Origin of the sequence: Burkholderia stabilis, assembly GCF_001742165.1 — a bacterium.
Lineage (GTDB): Bacteria > Pseudomonadota > Gammaproteobacteria > Burkholderiales > Burkholderiaceae > Burkholderia > Burkholderia stabilis.
On record NZ_CP016442.1, the window covers coordinates 1,904,243 to 1,922,380 of the forward strand.

Sequence of the window (18,138 nt, forward strand, 5' to 3'; positions counted from 1 at the left end):
CCCTTAGATCTCGAGCGCCTTCGGCTGTTGAGCCGAGTGCGGATGCGTCGCTTCTGCGTAGACCTTCAGCTTCTTGATCATCGCGTAACCGAGCGGGCCCTTCGGCAGCATGCCCTTGACCGCCTTCTCGAGCGCACGGCCCGGGAAGCGTTCTTGCATCTTGCCGAACGTCGTTTCATAGATGCCGCCCGGGTAGCCCGAGTGACGGTAGTACTTCTTGTCCAGCGTCTTGTTGCCCGTGACCTTCAACTTGCTCGCGTTGATGATGATGATGAAATCACCAGTGTCGACGTGCGGGGTGAACTCAGGCTTGTGCTTGCCGCGCAGACGGCGTGCCACTTCGCTGGCAACACGGCCGAGAACCTTATCCGTCGCGTCAATCACGTACCATTCGCGCGTCACCTCATGGGCTTTTGCGGAAAACGTCTTCATGATCGATCCAAAAAAAATGCTTTGCCCGATGTGTTCTTCCTGCTTGTCTGTGTGCGCTTCGAGGCGCGGTGCAGGCTCTCCCTGTTCTTTTTCCGTGGGCATGAATGCGGAAAAGCCCTGAATTATAAAGGAAATACGGCGACGCGGTCAAAGGGAATCCACGCCCCGTGTCCGCGGCGCCCGAAATGGGCCAAAATCCGGTCGTGCCCCGACAAGCCAGGCGAACCGAGCGCCCGGGGAGGCACCCATCGACACGCGGCACATGACCTTGCCGCGCCAGACCGGCCGAACACGGAAAACAACAAACAAGCATGATGAAACAACGACTTACGCCCTTCTTCGCGGCCGCGCTGCTGGCCGCCGCGGCGCCTGCCGTCGCCGCTCACGCCGGCTGCGAAGCCAAGCTCGACGCGCTCGATGCTCGCATTGCCGAAGCCCGGACCGCCCACGCCGAGGATCGCGTCGCCCGCCTGCGCGCGGTACGCGAACGCGTGCGCCATTTTTGCGCACGGGGGCATGGCCATGCGTCGACACCCGCCGCAAGCCCCGGCGGCACGCCGCCCGACGCCGCGCCGCAGCCGGCCGCCCGGCAGCCCGCGTAACGGATGTCGGGGCGCGCAAGCTGCGCGCCGATGTTTGCACGAGACGAAAAAAAGCCCGAACGGCTGGTTCGGGCTTAATCCACCTTAGGAGGAGGGTGGAGGAGACATTCGGAGGTTGCCGCAGCGCGACAACCAATGAGGCTCATTATACGAACGCGTCTCCGACATCACAAGAAAATTTGCATTACGAAATCACCAACCATAATGCGAAATTCCGAGAAATCGATCAACAAGATTGATTTTCCCTTTAAAATCAATCACCTGACCTCACCTGACGCAAGCAAAAATCCCCCGCCCCTAGAGTAAAACCCCTAAAATCGGCAGGGAAATTGCCTTTCGGCACGTTGTCGCACACCGCCCGCGCGGCTCCGGCATTGCACGTCGTGCAGCGCATCAGCCGACCGTTGCGCAGCGGGCTACAATGCCGGATCGAATCCGAATCAGGCAACGCTGGAGTGCAAGCATGGAATGCAAAGTAAGCTGGATGGGTCAGGACGGCATGGCGTTTTCCGCCCAGACCGGGAGCGGGCATCTCGTCACGATGGACGGCGCCCCCGAAGGCGGCGGCCACAACCTCGCGCCGCGTCCGATGGAAATGGTGCTGCTCGGCACCGGCGGCTGCACGGCCTATGACGTCGTGCTGATCCTGAAGAAGAGCCGCCAGGAAGTCACCGGCTGCTCGGTCACGCTGAAGGCCGAGCGCGCGAGCGAAGACCCGAAGGTGTTCACGAAGGTGCACTTCCACTTCACCGTCACCGGCCGCAACCTGAACCCGGCCACGGTCGAACGCGCGATCAACCTGTCGCACGACAAGTACTGCTCCGCGTCGATCATGATCGCGAAGACGGCCGAACTCACGCATTCGTTCGACATCGTCGCCGCCTGAACGCACGGCGAGCGCGCATGAAAAAAGGGCCGGCGCTCCGCAAGGAGACGCCGGCCCTTTCGCATTCGAGCCGCAAAGCAGGCCGATAAGCCGGATTCTGTGCACGCTGCGCGCCGAAGCGCACAACGCGTGGCAGCCATTCCTCTAGGCGCGCCATTGCTGACGCGCTCAAGCTTCCTACCCGCAGACGAGACGGGGGCCCCGTCCTGCATCCGAAAATGCGCGCCTGCCTACTTGGAATTGCTCCGGGTGGAGGTTACCGTGCCGGCGGACGTCGCCGTCGCCGCGGTGCGCTCTTACCGCACCGTTTCACCCTTACCTGATCCCGGCTTGCGCCGGGCCATCGGCGGTTTGCTTTCTGTTGCCCTGTTCCGCGTGTTGCCACGGATGGCCGTTAGCCATCACCCTGCCCTGTGGAGTCCGGACTTTCCTCGCCCCCGCGCGCCCGAAGGCGGCGAGGCCGCGACTGCCTAGCCTGCTTTGCGACGCGCATTCTAGCACTGCGCGCCGCTGCCGGCAGCGCAACGGTCACGCCAGCTTCCAGCCGATCGTCTCGCCGCCGCGCAACGGCACGACCGGCGTGTCGCCCGCGAAGATCTCGCGCGGCAGTTCCCACGCCTCGCGGCGCAGTGTGACCGTCTCGGCGCTGCGCGGCAGCCCGTAGAAATCGGCACCGAAGAAGCTCGCGAAACCTTCCAGCTTGTCGAGCGCGCCGGCGTGATCGAACGCTTCCGCATACAGCTCGAGCGCGTGCAGCGCCGTGTAGCAGCCCGCACAGCCGCACGCGGTTTCCTTCGCGTCGCGCGCATGCGGCGCGCTGTCGGTACCGAGGAAGAAGCGCGGGTTGCCCGACGTCGCGGCCTCGACCAGTGCGACGCGATGCGTCTCGCGCTTCAGCACGGGCAGGCAGTAGTAGTGCGGGCGAATCCCGCCGACGAACAACGCATTGCGGTTGTACAGCAGGTGATGGGCCGTGATCGTCGCGCCGAGCAAGCCGGGCGCCGCGTCGGCGTCGCGCACGTAGTCGGCCGCGTCCTTCGTCGTGATGTGCTCGAACACGACCTTCAGGCCCGGGAAATCGCGGCGCAGCGGCGTCATCACACGGTCGATGAAAACGTTCTCGCGGTCGAACAGGTCGATCGACGCATCGGTCACCTCGCCGTGCACGAGCAGCGGCATGCCCGTTTCCTGCATGGCCTCGAGCGTCTTCGCGCATTTCGCGAGATCGGTCACGCCGCGGTCGGAGTTCGTCGTAGCGCCTGCCGGATACAGCTTCACGCCGTGCACGAAACCGCTTTCGCGCGCGCGGCGGATCTCGTCGGGCGGCGTGTTGTCGGTCAGGTACAGCGTCATCAGCGGTTCGAACGTCATCCCGGCCGGCAACGCGGCAAGGATGCGCTCGCGATAAGCCTGCGCCTGCGCGGTGGTCGTCACCGGCGGCTTCAGGTTCGGCATGACGATCGCGCGGCCGAACTGGCGCGCGGTGTGCGGCAGCACGGCGGCCAGCATGTCGCCGTCTCGCAGGTGCAGGTGCCAGTCGTCGGGACGGGCGAGCGAGAGCGTCGCCGGGGAGGAAGCGTTCGAGGCAGTCATAGAAGGCGTCGTGAGGAACGGGCGGCCATTGGCGGGGCCGGAACGCGCGTGCGCGGGCCGACTGACGGCAAACCGCAACACGAGGCCTTCGGCCGGCGGAATCCGCTTTTTACCGCTCAAGGCTCGGTGATATGCTAGAAGCCGCATTGTACCGGGGTTCGCCCGGTTCGTTACCCCCCGCCTCAGCCTGCCGCCCCAAGTAAAATGTGCCAACTCTTAGGAATGAACTGCGCCGCGCCGACGGACGTCACATTCTCCTTCACAGGTTTCGCGGCCCGGGGCGGGCTCACCGATCACCATGCCGACGGCTGGGGCATCGCGTTCTTCGAAGATAAAGCCTGCCGCCTCTTCATCGATCACCAGGCATCGGCCACGTCGCCGATCGCCGAAATGGTGAAACGCTACCCGATCAAGTCCAAGAACACGATCGCGCACATCCGCAAGGCGACGCAGGGCCACATCCTGCTCGAGAACAGCCATCCGTTCATGCGCGAGCTGTGGGGCCGGCACTGGATCTTCGCGCATAACGGCGACCTGCAGGATTACGCCCCGGACATGGACGGCAGCGTCTACCATCCGGTCGGCACGACCGACAGCGAACAGGCGTTCTGCGTGCTGATGCAGGGGCTGCGCGAGGCATTTCCCGGTGCGCAGCCGCCGCTGCCCGAACTGTTCGAACGCGTGGGCGAGCTGACGCGCGGCATCACCGATCATGGCGTATTCAACTTCCTGATGTCGAACGGCCAGGCGCTGTTCGCGCACTGCTCGACGCGGCTGCACTACCTCGTGCGACGCTGGCCGTTCTCGACCGCGCATCTCGTCGACGAAGACCTGTCGATCGACTTCGCGAAATATACGACGCCCGAAGATCGCGTCGCGGTGATCGCGACGCAGCCGCTCACCGACAACGAGGTCTGGACCGCGTTCGAGCCCGGCGAGCTGATCATGTTCCAGTGCGGCGACGTCGCCGCGCGGATGCAGATTCCGGTGCCCGAGCGCGTGCTCGAGAAGCTGCGCAATCCGGCGCTCGACGCGTCCGCATCGGCGCCGCGCGAAGCGCTCGCAACGGCCGCCGACGGCGATTCCGACGACGCGATCGATTTCTGATCCGGGCGCGCTGGCGCCCTTCCTCTTCTCTTCCGTTTTCACCGTCACCCGGCAACGCAATTGCACGCGGCGCTTGATCGTGGCGTGCAGTTTCGTGCGCATGCAAAGCGTCGACATTCTCGGCTGGAGAAAATCGCGCGCTCCGTACTGATTCCGTTTCACCCGGACCACAGTCCGGCATATCGAATCGACGCCGCACGACATTCGCTTGATTTTATTAATTTCCAAGCGAGAATAATTCAAATATCAAATAACCAAGCCAAGAAAACATCAAGCATATATAATCCGGAAGCCGTAGTTTAGCGCACCACCCCGACGCGAACCGTGCGGCACCCCACCGATCCAGCAACCATCAAATCACATCGAAAAAATCGACCAAAGCCTTACCTACAAAGGCTTTCAGTTCGATTCACCACACAATCCAAAAATACCGAATAAAGTTGGCATTATTGCCACATTTAATATTTTTTTGATAATCAGCCACCCCTCCGATCAGTAGACTCCGTCCATCCTCGGTGTAACGAATCACGGTTGGCGCAAAAACGGCCATGGTCGCCGCACGCCCATTCAAGCCATTTCTCCACCGCGGATTGCGATTTCACTGCATCGCGGTGAATACCACTTCAAAAGAAGAAAGAGGGGCTTGTCGTGAATCATTCATTTCGATCGATATGGAGCGAGACCAACGGCTGCTGGGTCGCAGTTGCAGAAACGGCACGGGCGCGCAGCAAGCGTTCAGGTAAAGCATCCGGCGCAAGCCGCGGTGCCACGCACGCGGCAGTGCGACGGTCGCCGCTGCGCCTCGCGGCGCTCGGCGCCGCACTGGCCGCGCTGTCGGCCGGCTCCGCGTATGCATCGACGTGCGGCAGCGGCGCGACCGTCGCGAGCGGCGGCAACTGCGCGCTCGGGAGTTTCGCCGCGGCCGCGAACGACAATCTGGCCGGCGCCGCGACCGTCACGAACGGCAACACCGTCGGCGTAACGGGGACCTGGACCGGTTCAACCGGCGACGCCGGCTACACGGTCGTGCCGCTCGGCAGCACGTCCGTCGTGTCGGGCAATCCGAACCAGCCGCTCGTGTCGCTCGGCGGCAAGACGCAGAGCATCAGCACGCCCGATTCGATCACGGGCACCAACACGTCGGTCGCCACCTACAACTCGTCCGCGTTCACCGCGTCGAGCACCGGCTCGGCCGACGTGCCCGTCTATCACGACGTGCACGACAACCAGTACGTGAACACGCGGATCGGCACCGTCGAGAGCTCGGGCGGCACGCTCGATGTGTCGATCGGCAGCCCGGCGAATGCACCGTCGGCGGCCGGCAACGTGATCTCGATGGCGGCGAAACAGACCGACCTGACCTACGCAAACGGCACCGGCGCGACGCCGAGCGTCGTCAACTGGAATTCGCGCAACCAGATCTGGTTCACCACCGGCGACTATCTCGCGAGCGGCGGCCCGGTCGGTAGCATCCAGCTCGACGTGCCGGCCTACGCGGGCACCTTCACCGCGTTCGACGGCAGCACGTGGACCGTCACCGACGCCGCGTCGCTCGCGGCGTACAACACCTTTCTCGTGCGCTCGGTGCAAAGCGGCGCACTCGGCTCGCAGGCAGCCTACGACAATGCGTTCGGGCAGGCGGTCACGTTCTCGACCGAAACCTTCCAGTATGCGAACAACGTCTCCGCGGGCGACAAGAACACCTTGCCGATCGACTACCTGTCGGTGATGCACGGCACGGGCGCGAACGCGACGCTACACATCGGCGCCGACGGCCAGATCGACTTCCGCGGCGCCAGCTCGATCGAATCGAGCTCGGCGGTCGTCGCCGATAACGGCGCGCACTTCGTCAACGACGGTCGCCTGTCGGGCGACTTCACGCTGGTGCGCCTGCTGACCGGCGCGAGCGGCGTCAACAACGGCGTGATCTCGGCCGGCTATGCGTCCGGCGACAACTTCAACACGAGCGGCGCCGCGCAACCGGACAACTTCGGCTTCAACGCGTACACCGAAGGCAGCGGCGTGTACGCGAACGGCACGGGCACGACGTTCGTCAACAACGGAATCATGAACGTCGGCGCGTGGAACCTCACCGGCAACCGCGCCGACCTGCAGAACTACGCGGTAGCCGCAACCGGCGGTGCAAGCGGCACCAACGCCGGCACGATCAACGTCGGCGTCAACGCGACGACGCTCGACAGCCAGGTGATCGGCGGCCTCGCCGACGGCGGCAGCTTCACGAACGCGGCCGGCGGCACGATCTACCTCGGCCGCGCAGCCCAGTACGATCCCGCGTCGCCGGAGGCCGCGAACGACGTCGCGCTGTCCGCGCACGCGTACGGCATCCTGCTCGGCGCATCCGGCACCGCGAGCAACCTCGGCACGATCGTGATCGGCTCGCAGACGCAGAACGGTGCCGCGCTGGCGAGCATCGGCACGTCGTCCGGCACGCTGACCAACTCGGGCTCGATCATCGTCAACGGCGCGGCGCCCGGCACGCCGCTCGCCAACGTCGGCATACTCGCAGCCGATACCGCCGCGACCGTGACCAACACCGGCACCATCACGCTGAACGGCGTGAACGGCATCGGCATCATGGTGGTCGGCACCGGCACGAACGCGAGCGCCGCGACGTCGACCGGCACGATCAACGTGGCCGGCGGCCTCGATCCCGCATCGGGCACGCGCAACTACGGCGTGTGGGCCGAAGGGCCGCTCGCGAAGGCCACGCTCGACGGCGCGCTCAACCTGACCGGCACCGGCGCGATCGGCGTGCACGCTCGCTCGGGCGCGACGATCGACGTCGGCGCAAACGCGGTGCCGGCCTTCATGTCGGGCACAAACCAGATCGGCTTCTACGCATACGGCGCGGGCTCGAAGATCAACGTCGCCGCGCAGCATCTCAGCGTCGACACCGACGATTCGACGCTGTTCCGCGTCGCGGGCGGCGCGGCCTACACGGGCGCGTCGGCAGCCGGCACGCTGACGACCGACGTCAACGGACAGCGCGCACACGGCGTGCTCGCGACCGACGCCGGCACCACGCTGTCGACCGGCAACGCGATCTACAACGTCAACGGCGCGAACGGCATCGCGATCGCGGTCGAAGGCGGCGCGAAGGGCACGATCGACGCGAGCGCGACGATCAATCTGAATGCGGCCGGCGCGATCGCAGGCGTCGTCGACGGCCAGGCGCACGACCTCACCGGCGCGAATGCCGGCGCGCCGGTCGCAACGACGCTGACCAACGACGCCGCCGTCACGTCGTCGACCGCGGGCGTGACCGGTTTCGTCGCGCAGAACCTCGGCACGCTCGAGAACCGCGACACGGTGCTGCTGACGGGCGCCGGCTCGACGGGCGTCGTGGCGGGCACGCTCGGCACGGTGAACAACACGTCGACGATCCGCGTATCGAACGGCACCGGCGCGCTCGTGCAGGGTGCATCGGCCACGCTGGCCAACGCGGGGACGATCGAAGCCGACGACGGCGTCGCGGGCGTGCACCTGACCGGCGCTGGCGCATCGGTCGCGCTGTCGGGCGCGGGCACCGTCATCGCGAACGGCAGCGCCGACGGCGTGCTGATCGACTCGACCGTATCGGGCGGCGGGATCGCGGCCGGTGCGACGTCGATCGCAGTCGGCGGATCGGGCAACGGGATTCACAACCTCGGCACGAATGCGACGATCGCGCTCGCCGGCACGCAAGTCACGACGACCGGCAACGGCGCAAACGGCGTCGCGTCGACGGGCGCCGGCGCGCGCATCACGACCGATGCGGCAGCGGTCGTGCGCACCGCCGGCGACAATGCGCTCGGCGTGTTCGTGTCGGGCGCGGATTCGACGCTCGCGGCCAACGGCACGAGCGTCGCGACGACGGGCACCGGCGCGCACGCGATCGTCATGGACGGCGGCGCGACGGCGCTACTGTCGGGCGCGAAAGTCGGCACATCGGGCAGCGCGGCCGATGGCCTCGTCGCACGGAACGGCGGGCGCATCGCCGATACGGGTTCGTCGATCGCCAGCGCGGCCGGCAACGGCGCGACCGCGGACAGCGGCGGCGTGCTCGCGCTGACCGGCACGACGCTCAAGGGCGCAACGGCCGGCGTGCTGACGTCGGACACGCTCGCGAAAGGCGCAACGAGTTCGGTGCTCGTCGACGGCGGCAGCGTGACGTCCGCCGCCGGGCCGGCATTCGCCGCGCGCGGCGGCACGGCCGACATCGCGGTGCGCAACGGCACGGTCGTGACGGCCGGCAACGGCACGCTGCTGAATCTCTCGAACGGCAGCCACGCGACGTTCAATGCCTCGGCGGTGAACCTCGTCGGCGACATCGTCTCCGACGCGTCGAGCACCGGCAACGTGTTCCTCGCGAACGGCACGACGCTGACCGGCAAGATCGACCCGGTCGCGCTGACGATCGACAACACGAGCACGTGGCGCATGACGGGCAGCTCGGTGCTGAGCAGCCTGAACAACGCGGGCCTGGTCGCATTCGCCGCGCCGGTCGGCTCGCCGACGCTCTCGGGCAGCTACAAGACGCTGACGACGGGCGGCTACGTCGGCAACGGCGGCATCATCGCGCTCAACACGTATCTCGGCGCCGATGCGTCGCCGACCGACAAGCTGATCGTCGACGGCGGCGCCGCGAGCGGCACGACCGGCCTGAAGATCGCGAATACGGCCGGCACCGGCGCGCAGACGACCGGCGCCGGGATCCCCGTGGTCGTCACGGCCAACGGCGGCACGACCACCGTATCGGCGTTCCAGCTCGCCGGCCCCGTGCAGGCCGGCGCATACGAGTACCGGCTTTATCGCGGCGCCCAGAGCGGCGGCACGAGCGACGCGAACAACTGGTACCTGCGTTCGCAACTGACCGACCCCGGCGACCCGATCGATCCGTCCACCACGAACGGCGGCAACGGGAATGGCAATGGCAACGGCGGCGCGCTCGCGTATCGTCCGGGCGTCGCCGGCTATGCGCTGACGCCGCTGCTGAACGTCGACTACGGTTTCTCGACGCTCGGCAAGCTGCACGAACGCGTCGGCGACATCTACAACCTCGAGAAGCAGCAGCCCGGCAACCGCGATGGCGTGTGGGGGCGCATCGGCGGCCAGAGCCTCGATGCGAACGCGGGCCGCTTCGCGGCCGACGAGCGCACGTTCTTTGCACAGTTCGGCAAGGACTGGACGCTCGACCAGACGCCCGCCGGCAGCAGCACACATGCGGGCGTGACGGCGAGCATCGGCGTGTCGAACGCGAGCTTCGACGACATGGCGCGCGCCGGCTCGCCGACCCTGTCGACGTCGACGGGCTCGGTCGAGATGCACGCGCAGAGCATCGGCGGCTACTGGACGCGCTATCTTGCCGACGGCACGTACTTCGACAGCGTCGGGCAGGTCACGCACTACGGCAACCGCTATCGCGACAGCTATGGCAACGAGGCATCGCAGAACGGCTTCGGCGTCGCGCTGTCGCAGGAAGTCGGCAAGCCGTTCGGGATCGGCAACACGCCGGTCGCGATCGAGCCGCAGGCGCAGCTGATGTACCAGTACCTGAAGCTGAACGGGTTCAACGACAACGTGTCGGCCGTATCGGGCACGACGACCAACGCGCTGCGCGGGCGCGTCGGCGTGCGCATCTTCCGGCCGAACCTCGAATCGACCTCCGGCGGCAGCGCCGCGACGCCGTACTTCACGGCCGACGTGCTGCACGATTTCCTGTCGCCGGGCCAGACCGTCGTCGGCGGCACGCCGTTCGCGACGCATCTCGGCCGCACGTGGTACGAGCTCGGCGTCGGCGTCACTGCAGGCTTCGGCAAGTCGGGCGAGTTGTACGCGAATGCGAAGTACGCGCGCAACATCGGCGGCGATTACCGGCGCGGCATCGTCGGGCAGGTCGGCTACCGGTACAGTTGGTAACGAACGCAGCGGCAAACCAAAGGCGAAAAAAAACCGCCCGGCACTGGGCCGGGCGGTTTTCGCATTGGCGTACGCGATGCGCGAACGCTCAGTGCAGGATCTTCGCGAGGAAATCCTTCGCGCGTTCCGATTTCGGATTCGAGAAGAAATCGTCCTTGCGGTCGTCCTCGACGATCGCACCCTTGTCCATGAAGATCACGCGATGCGCGACCTTCTTCGCGAAGCCCATCTCGTGCGTGACGACCATCATCGTCATCCCTTCCTGCGCGAGTTCGACCATCACGTCGAGCACTTCGTTGATCATCTCGGGCTCGAGCGCCGACGTCGGTTCGTCGAACAGCATCGCGATCGGGTCCATCGACAGCGCGCGCGCGATTGCGACACGCTGCTGCTGGCCGCCCGACAACTGGCCCGGGAACTTGTGCGCGTGCGCCTTCAGGCCGACGCGATCGAGCAGCTTCATGCCCTTCTCGTTCGCCTCGTCCTTGCCGCGGCCGAGCACCTTGATCTGCGCGAGCGTCAGGTTCTCGGTGATCGACAGGTGCGGGAACAGCTCGAAGTGCTGGAACACCATCCCGACCTTCGAGCGCAGCTTCGACAGGTTCGTCTTCTTGTCGCCGACCGACTGGCCGTTCACGAGGATCTCGCCCTGCTGGAACGGCTCGAGGCCGTTCACGGTCTTGATCAGCGTCGATTTGCCGGAGCCCGACGGGCCGCACACGACGACCACTTCGCCCTTCTTGACCTCGGTCGTGCAGTCGGTGAGGACCTGAAACTGGCCGTACCACTTGGAAACGTTCTTGATGGAAATCATCGTGTGACCTTTTTCTGGAGACTCTTGACGAGAACAGACGCCAACGAGCAAATCACGAAATAGCATGCGCCGGCGAACAGGACCATCTCGACGGTCGTGCCGTCGCGATCGCCGATGTTGGCGGCCGTGCGGAAGAAGTCCGCGAGACTGATCACGTACACGAGCGACGTATCCTGGAACAGGACGATCGCCTGCGTGAGCAGCAGCGGCACCATCGCGCGGAACGCCTGCGGCAGGATCACGAGGCGCATCGCGTGCGAGTAGTTCATGCCGAGCGCGAACGCCGCATTCACCTGCCCGCGCGGCACCGCCTGGATGCCGGCGCGGATGATCTCGGAATAATACGCGGCCTCGAACAGCGAGAACGCGACCATCGCCGACGCGAGGCGAATGTCGATCGTCGGCGACAACCCGAGCACGCCCTGCAGCAGTTGCGGCACGATCAGGAAGAACCACAGCAGCACCATCACGAGCGGGATCGAACGGAACACCGTCACGTAGCCCTGCGCGAACCACGCGAGCGGCTTCACGCCCGACAGCCGCATCAGCGCCAGCAGCGTGCCCCAGACGATCCCGACCACGATCGCGATCAGCGTGATCTGGAACGTGACGACCGCACCCGTCCACAGCGTCGGCAGCGCGCCGGGAATACTACTCCAGTCGAACTGATGCATCACTTGCCTCCGATATAGCCGGGCAGCCGCGTACGGCCTTCGATCCAGCGCATGAACGCCATCACGACGAGGTTGATCAGCACGTATGCGAGCGTGACCGCGATGAACGACTCGTACGTTTGCGCGGTGTAGTCGACGAGCTGGCGCGCCTGCGCGGACAGGTCGAGCAGGCCGATCGTCGACGCGACCGCGGAGTTCTTGAAGATGTTCAGGAATTCCGACGTGAGCGGCGGCACGATGATCCGGTACGCAACCGGCAGCAGCACATAGCGGTACGTCTGCCATTGCGTGAAGCCCATCGCGAGGCCGGCGGCGCGCTGGCCCTTCGGCAGCGCGTTGATCCCCGAGCGCACCTGTTCGCACACGCGCGCGCCCGTGAACAGGCCGAGACAGACGATCGACGCGGTAAAGAACTGCGTGCCGGGCGGCAACTGCTTGATCCAGGTGCCGATCGACGCGGGCAGCAGCTCGGGTATCACGAGATACCAGACGAAGAACTGCACGATCAGCGGAATGTTCCGGAAGATCGACACGTACAGGGTGCCGAGCGCGGACAGCCATTTGTTCGGCACCGTGCGCAGCACGCCGAACAGCGAACCGACGATCAGCGCGATGACCCAGGCGGCGAGCGACACTTCGATCGTCACCAGGAAGCCGGACACCAGCCATCCGAAATAAGTCGTCGGCTCGCCGGTCGACACGGGGCTCAGGAAGATGCCCCAGTTCCAGTGGTAAGACATGGGCAAGACTCCAGCAAAAAGAAACGGAAGAAGCGTGGCCTCTTCCGTTTCATTAGCGTCATTTCTGCATCAACGGCCGTGCGGTCAGTCGAGCGCCTTGTCGTTCGGGTTCGCGTACAGCTTCTTCATCGACTCGGACAGCGGGAAGTTCAGGTTCAGCCCCTTCGGCGGGATCGGGTTCTCGAACCACTTCGCGTAGATCTTCGCGGCTTCGCCCGACTTCTCGACTTGCGAGATCGCGTCGTCGACGACCTTCTTGAAGTCGGCGTCGCCCTTGCGCATCATGCAGCCGTAAGCCTCTTCCGATTGCGGCGTGCCGACGATCACCCATTCGCCCGGCTGCTTCGCCTTCGCGCGCTCGCCAGCCAGCAGCGCGTCATCCATCATGAACGCGACCGCGCGGCCCGATTCCAGCGTGTTGAACGAATCGCCGTGATCCTTCGCGCTGATGATGTTCATGCCCATCTGCTTCTCGTTGTTCATCTTGCGCAGCAGACGCTCGGACGTCGTGCCGGCCGTCGTCACGACGGTCTTGCCCTTCAGGTCGGCGAAATCCTTCACGCCCGAATCCTTCTTCGTCATCAGGCGCGTGCCGATCACGAAGATCGTGTCGGAGAACGCAGCTTGCTGCTGACGCTCGGCGTTGTTGGTCGTCGAGCCGCACTCGATGTCGACCGTGCCGTTCTGCACCAGCGGGATGCGGTTCTGCGACGTGACCGGGATGTTCTTCACCTGCAGGTTCGGCAGGCTCAGCTTCTTCTTCACCGCGTCGACCACCTTCAGCTGGAATTCGCGCGAATAGCCGACCACCTGCTGGTTCTGGTCGTAGTAGGAGAACGGGATCGACGATTCGCGGTGCCCCAGCGCAATCACGCCCGTGTCCTTGATCTTCTTCAGCGTGCCCGTCTCCTGAGCATGCGCGCCGCTTGCGAACGCGCAGAGCGCCGCGACCATCAGGACTGCCTTGTGGTATTTCATTTTGGTCATCTCCTTGGCTAAAACCCGCGCCAGTGTATCAAAGTAATATTTTTGAAAGTACTGGTTGTTTACCGCACTACGAATCGCCCTGTACGAAGCCTTCCTCCCGGCTTCCGGCGCTCCGAATGCACACGCGGGCGATGCCGGATTCGGCACCGCCCGCGAGGGTTCATGTCCGCAATCGGATGGATTGCGTCACGATTCTGACTTGATCGAAGTCAACGCAACGATCAGGGGTACAGGCCGCGCATTTCGCGCGCCATCAGGATGCGCTTGCACGCAACGATGAACGCCGCCGTACGCACCGACACCTTGTGCTCTTCCGACACGGCCCACACGCCCGCGAACGCTTCACGCATCACGCGCTCGAGACGGTGGTTGATCTCGTCTTCCGTCCAGAAGAAGCTCGAGAAATCCTGCACCCATTCGAAGTACGACACGGTCACGCCACCCGCGTTCGCGATCACGTCGGGGATCACGAGCACGCCGTTCGCGCTCAGGATGTCGTCCGCCGCCGTCGTCGTCGGGCCGTTCGCGCCTTCGACGATGATCTTCGTGCGGATCTTCGATGCGTTCTTTTCGGTGATCTGGTTTTCCAGTGCCGCCGGGATCAGGATGTCGGTTTCGACCGTCCAGAACTCGTCGTTCGGCATCGGCTCGGCGCCTTCGAAGCCCGCGACGCCGCCCGTGCGTGCGACGTGGTCGAGCAGCTTGTTCGAATCGAGGCCGGCCGGCTGGTAGATCGTGCCCGTGTGATCCTGCACCGCGATCACCTTCGAGCCTGCTTCCTGGAACAGCTTCGCCGCGATGCCGCCGACGTTGCCGAAACCTTGCACCGCGATGCGCGCGCCTGCGATCTCGAGGCCGATCTTCTTCGCCGCTTCGGAGCCGACGACGAACACGCCGCGGCCCGTTGCTTCCTTGCGGCCGAGCGAACCGCCGAGCGCGATCGGCTTGCCGGTCACGACGCCGGTCGACGTCTGGCCCTGGTTCATCGAGTACGTGTCCATCATCCACGCCATCACCTGTTCGTTGGTGTTGACGTCCGGCGCCGGAATGTCGGTGTTCGGCCCGATGATGATGCCGATTTCGCTGGTGTAGCGGCGCGTCACGCGCTCGAGCTCACCACGGGACAGCTTGCGCGGGTCGACGCGGATGCCGCCCTTCGCACCGCCGTACGGCACGTTCACGGCCGCGTTCTTCACCGACATCCATGCGGACAGCGCCATCACTTCCGACAGCGTCACGTCCTGGTGGTAGCGCACGCCGCCCTTGCCCGGGCCGCGCGACACGTTGTGCTGCACGCGATAGCCTTCGAAGTGCGCGACGGTGCCGTTGTCGAGCTCGATGGGGCAGTCGACGATCAGGATGCGCTTCGGACGCTTCAGCGTTTCGAGCCAGCGCGACAGCGAACCGAGGTACGGTGCGACGCGATCGACTTGCTGAAGATAGTTGCCCCACGGGCCGAGATCGTCGGCGTGCAGGTAGGACGGGATGGACTGCAATTGCGAAGACATGGATGCTCCAACGGTCAACAGGTGCGCACATTGTCGAAAAACCCGTTTTTTTTATCCAATGCCGTTTGCTTATTCGATTATGCGTTTCTTGCATGATCGCGATTTTTCGCAAATCTGCGGTCGATTTGCGCAAGAACGCACGCGATCGATCGTGCATCGCATCGGCGAAAAATCGTGTTGCTCGCGCGCGGGCCGGCCGCCGGACAGCCGTCCGACAGGTGCGGCAAGCTCGCCGTCAGCCGCGCGCAGGCGATTGCGCGGTCAAGCGTCCGTCTCGCGCAGCTCGTCGCGCACGACCTCCCACAGCGCGCGCACGAGTTTCTGGCGCGGGTCGTCGCCCTGCAGCGCGAGCTTGTCGCAATACAGCCGGATCTCCATCGTCAGCGTGAACGGATACGCGCCGCCGCGCACCGACCGGTCGAGCCGGATCAGCCGCCCGCCCGCGATCGCGTCCTCGACCGCGCTGTGCGGCAGGAACGCGACGCCGTGCCCTGCGAGCGCCATCGCCTTCAGCCCTTCGGCCATGTCGGTTTCGTAGACGCGATCGAGGAACAGCGGCGTCGACGCGTTCGCGATGATGACTTCCGTCATCCGGCCGAGATACGCGTTCGGCGTATACGACAGGTACGGCACGCGCGCGTCGGCCGTGCCGGGCAGCGTATAGCGCGGCCGGCCCGCGCGGCCCGGCGCGGAAAACGGGCTGATCGGCTCGCTGCCGAGGATCAGCATGTCGTAGCGCGCCGGATCGAGCGCGACGGGATGGCTCGGATGGTGGTAACCCATCACCAGATCGCAGCCGCCCTCGACGAGCGACAGCACGGCATCGTGCACGTTCAGCGCACGCAACCGCGTGTGGACCTGGCCCATCTTCGCCTCGATCCGCTGCAGCCAGCGCGGGAAATACGTGAGCGACAGCGTGTGCGGCACCGCGAACTCGATCGTCGGCACCGGCGCGCCGACGTGGCCGCGCAGCAGCGTGCGCGCCTCGTGCGCCTGCGACAGCATCGTCAGCGCCTGCTCGTAGAAGATCTGCCCGGCCTGTGTGAGCCGCGTCGGATAGACCGAACGATCGATCAGTTCGGTCGCGAGCCACGCCTCGAGCGCCTGGATGCGCCGCGAAAACGCGGGCTGCGACACGTGCCGCAGTTCGGCGGACCGGCTAAAGCTGCGCGTTTCCGCGAGCGAAACGAAGTCTTCGAGCCATTTCAGTTCCATGCAGGCGGGCGCGGCGGGCGGCGGTCGGGAAGAAGCCTGCATTCTACCGGCGGGCGGGCCCGGCCGGCGGCGCCGCGCGCGGCCCGGCGGCCCGCTGCGCACGGGCGCCGGCGCGGTGTTCGCACGCAGCGCCACCCGCCGGCCGGCTGCGGTCGGGATCGTCGCGCGCCAATGGTAAAATGCCGGATTCTCCTTCCCCTCGCTCGACCCGGCCCTCAAAGCCCGCCCGACCATGTCCGACACTCGTCCCGATACGCTTTTCGCCCTCACCGCGCTCTCGCCCATCGACGGCCGCTACGCCAGCAAGACCGAAGCGCTGCGCGACTGGCTCTCCGAAGCCGCCTTCATGCGCCACCGCGTCACCGTCGAAGTGCACTGGCTGATCGCGCTGTCGCGCGCCGGCTTCGCGGAAGTCCCGCGCTTCTCCGACGCCGCCGAGCAGTTCCTGCTGCAGCTCGCCGAGCGCTTCACCGCGCACGACGCCGCCCGCATCAAGGAAATCGAGCGCGTGACGAACCACGACGTGAAGGCCGTCGAATACTGGCTGAAGGAATCGGTGAAGGGCCAGGCCGAACTCGAGAAGGCCAGCGAATTCATCCACTTCGCTTGCACGTCCGAGGACATCAACAACACGTCGCACGGGATGATGCTCGCCGGCGCGCGCGAGCACGTGATCGTGCCGGCGCTGCGCACGGTGCACCAGCGCCTCGTCGCGCTCTCGCACGCGCTCGCCGACCAGCCGATGCTGTCGCGCACGCACGGCCAGCCGGCCAGCCCGACGACGCTCGGCAAGGAACTCGCGAACGTCGCCGCGCGCCTCGCGCGCGCGATCGTGCGCATCGAGAAGGTCGAGATCCTCGGCAAGATGAACGGCGCGGTCGGCAACTTCAACGCGCATCTTTCCGCGTATCCGGAATTCGACTGGGAAGCGTTCTCGCGCGATGTGATCGAAAACCGCCTGAAGCTGACGTTCAACCCGTACACGATCCAGATCGAGCCGCACGACTACATGGCCGAGCTGTTCGACGCGGTCGCGCGTGCGAACACGATCCTGCTCGACCTCGATCGCGACGTGTGGGGCTACATCTCGGTCGGCTACTTCAAGCAGAAGACGAAGGCCGGCGAAATCGGTTCGTCGACGATGCCGCACAAGGTCAACCCGATCGACTTCGAGAACTCGGAAGGCAACCTCGGCCTCGCGAACGCGACGCTGCGCCACCTCGCCGACAAGCTGCCGGTGTCGCGCTGGCAGCGTGACCTGACCGACTCGACGGTCCTGCGCAACATGGGCGTCGCGCTCGGTTACTCGCTGCTCGCGTACGACTCGCTGATCCGCGGCCTCGACAAGCTCGAAGTGAACCCGCAGCGCCTGAACGAAGACCTCGACAACTGCTGGGAAGTGCTCGCCGAGCCGGTGCAGACAGTGATGCGCCGCTACGGCATCGAGAACCCGTACGAGCAGCTGAAGGAACTGACGCGCGGCAAGGGCATCACGCGCGAAGCGCTGCAGGAGTTCGTCGGCACGCTCGCGATCCCGCAGGACGCGAAGGACCGCCTGCTCGCGATGACGCCCGCGTCGTACATCGGCAAGGCCGTCGAACTCGCGAAGCGGATCGCGTAAGCGCCGCCGTCGCCAGACGAAAAAAAGCCCGATGCGAGCA

Annotated in this window: 13 protein-coding genes and 1 other RNA gene; 5 read left to right on the forward strand and 9 right to left on the reverse strand. The window is 65.5% G+C overall.

The genetic code is table 11. The annotated features are described in order from the left end of the window. Positions 1-3 precede the first annotated feature (3 nt). Positions 4-432, reverse strand: coding sequence for a 50S ribosomal protein L13 (rplM, locus tag BBJ41_RS08850; protein ID WP_009687896.1), 429 nt, complete (start codon positions 430-432; stop codon positions 4-6). Positions 433-743: 311 nt separating this feature from the next. Here rplM and BBJ41_RS08855 point away from each other — a divergent pair, with 311 nt between their 5' ends. Together BBJ41_RS08855 and BBJ41_RS08860 are read left to right on the forward strand one after the other, a co-directional pair. After that, positions 744-1,034, forward strand: a complete 291-nt coding sequence (locus BBJ41_RS08855) for a DUF1090 family protein (RefSeq protein ID WP_069746195.1) — start codon at positions 744-746, stop codon at positions 1,032-1,034. A 421-nt stretch (positions 1,035-1,455) separates the two neighbouring features. Continuing rightward, a complete protein-coding gene (locus BBJ41_RS08860) occupies positions 1,456-1,920 on the forward strand; it encodes an OsmC family protein (protein WP_072436316.1) in 465 nt (154 codons plus the stop codon). 70 nt (positions 1,921-1,990) lie between these two features. Here BBJ41_RS08860 and rnpB read toward each other — a convergent pair. Then, positions 1,991-2,402: RNase P RNA component class A (gene rnpB, locus BBJ41_RS08865), an RNA gene on the reverse strand. 46 nt (positions 2,403-2,448) lie between these two features. Next, entirely contained in the window at positions 2,449-3,513 is a 1,065-nt protein-coding gene (gene pyrC, locus BBJ41_RS08870) for a dihydroorotase (protein ID WP_069746196.1), read from the reverse strand. 204 nt (positions 3,514-3,717) lie between these two features. Between pyrC and BBJ41_RS08875 the strand changes: the two genes are divergently transcribed. Together BBJ41_RS08875 and BBJ41_RS08880 are read left to right on the forward strand one after the other, a co-directional pair. Beyond that, on the forward strand, positions 3,718-4,620 hold the full coding sequence (locus BBJ41_RS08875) for a class II glutamine amidotransferase (protein WP_083281831.1): 903 nt from the start codon (positions 3,718-3,720) through the stop codon (positions 4,618-4,620). A 648-nt stretch (positions 4,621-5,268) separates the two neighbouring features. Continuing rightward, positions 5,269-10,539: an autotransporter outer membrane beta-barrel domain-containing protein gene (locus BBJ41_RS08880; protein WP_069746198.1), complete on the forward strand. Its 5,271-nt coding sequence runs from the start codon at positions 5,269-5,271 to the stop codon at positions 10,537-10,539. Positions 10,540-10,627: 88 nt separating this feature from the next. Here the strand turns inward: BBJ41_RS08880 and BBJ41_RS08885 are convergent, their stop codons facing one another. The 6 genes from BBJ41_RS08885 to BBJ41_RS08910 all read right to left on the reverse strand — a co-directional run bounded on the left by BBJ41_RS08885 (position 10,628) and on the right by BBJ41_RS08910 (position 16,477). After that, complete coding sequence (locus tag BBJ41_RS08885) at positions 10,628-11,353, reverse strand: amino acid ABC transporter ATP-binding protein (protein WP_069746199.1); 726 nt, start codon at positions 11,351-11,353, stop codon at positions 10,628-10,630. Then, positions 11,350-12,027: a glutamate/aspartate ABC transporter permease GltK gene (gene gltK / locus BBJ41_RS08890; RefSeq protein ID WP_069746200.1), complete on the reverse strand. Its 678-nt coding sequence runs from the start codon at positions 12,025-12,027 to the stop codon at positions 11,350-11,352. The genes BBJ41_RS08885 and gltK overlap by 4 nt, the downstream gene beginning before the upstream one ends. Next, complete coding sequence (locus BBJ41_RS08895) at positions 12,027-12,767, reverse strand: amino acid ABC transporter permease (RefSeq protein ID WP_069746201.1); 741 nt, start codon at positions 12,765-12,767, stop codon at positions 12,027-12,029. Before BBJ41_RS08895 ends, gltK begins: the two co-directional genes overlap by 1 nt. 84 nt (positions 12,768-12,851) lie before the next feature. Further along, positions 12,852-13,745, reverse strand: a complete 894-nt coding sequence (locus tag BBJ41_RS08900) for a glutamate/aspartate ABC transporter substrate-binding protein (RefSeq protein ID WP_069747639.1) — start codon at positions 13,743-13,745, stop codon at positions 12,852-12,854. A gap of 230 nt (positions 13,746-13,975) precedes the next feature. Beyond that, the gene (locus tag BBJ41_RS08905; RefSeq protein ID WP_069746202.1) at positions 13,976-15,262 is read right to left on the reverse strand and encodes a Glu/Leu/Phe/Val family dehydrogenase; all 1,287 of its coding nucleotides are present in this window, start codon (positions 15,260-15,262) and stop codon (positions 13,976-13,978) included. 261 nt (positions 15,263-15,523) lie between these two features. Beyond that, positions 15,524-16,477, reverse strand: coding sequence for a LysR substrate-binding domain-containing protein (locus BBJ41_RS08910; protein ID WP_069746203.1), 954 nt, complete (start codon positions 16,475-16,477; stop codon positions 15,524-15,526). Between the two features lie 232 nt (positions 16,478-16,709). Here BBJ41_RS08910 and purB point away from each other — a divergent pair, with 232 nt between their 5' ends. Then, positions 16,710-18,098: an adenylosuccinate lyase gene (gene purB, locus BBJ41_RS08920; protein ID WP_069746205.1), complete on the forward strand. Its 1,389-nt coding sequence runs from the start codon at positions 16,710-16,712 to the stop codon at positions 18,096-18,098. Positions 18,099-18,138 lie beyond the last annotated feature (40 nt).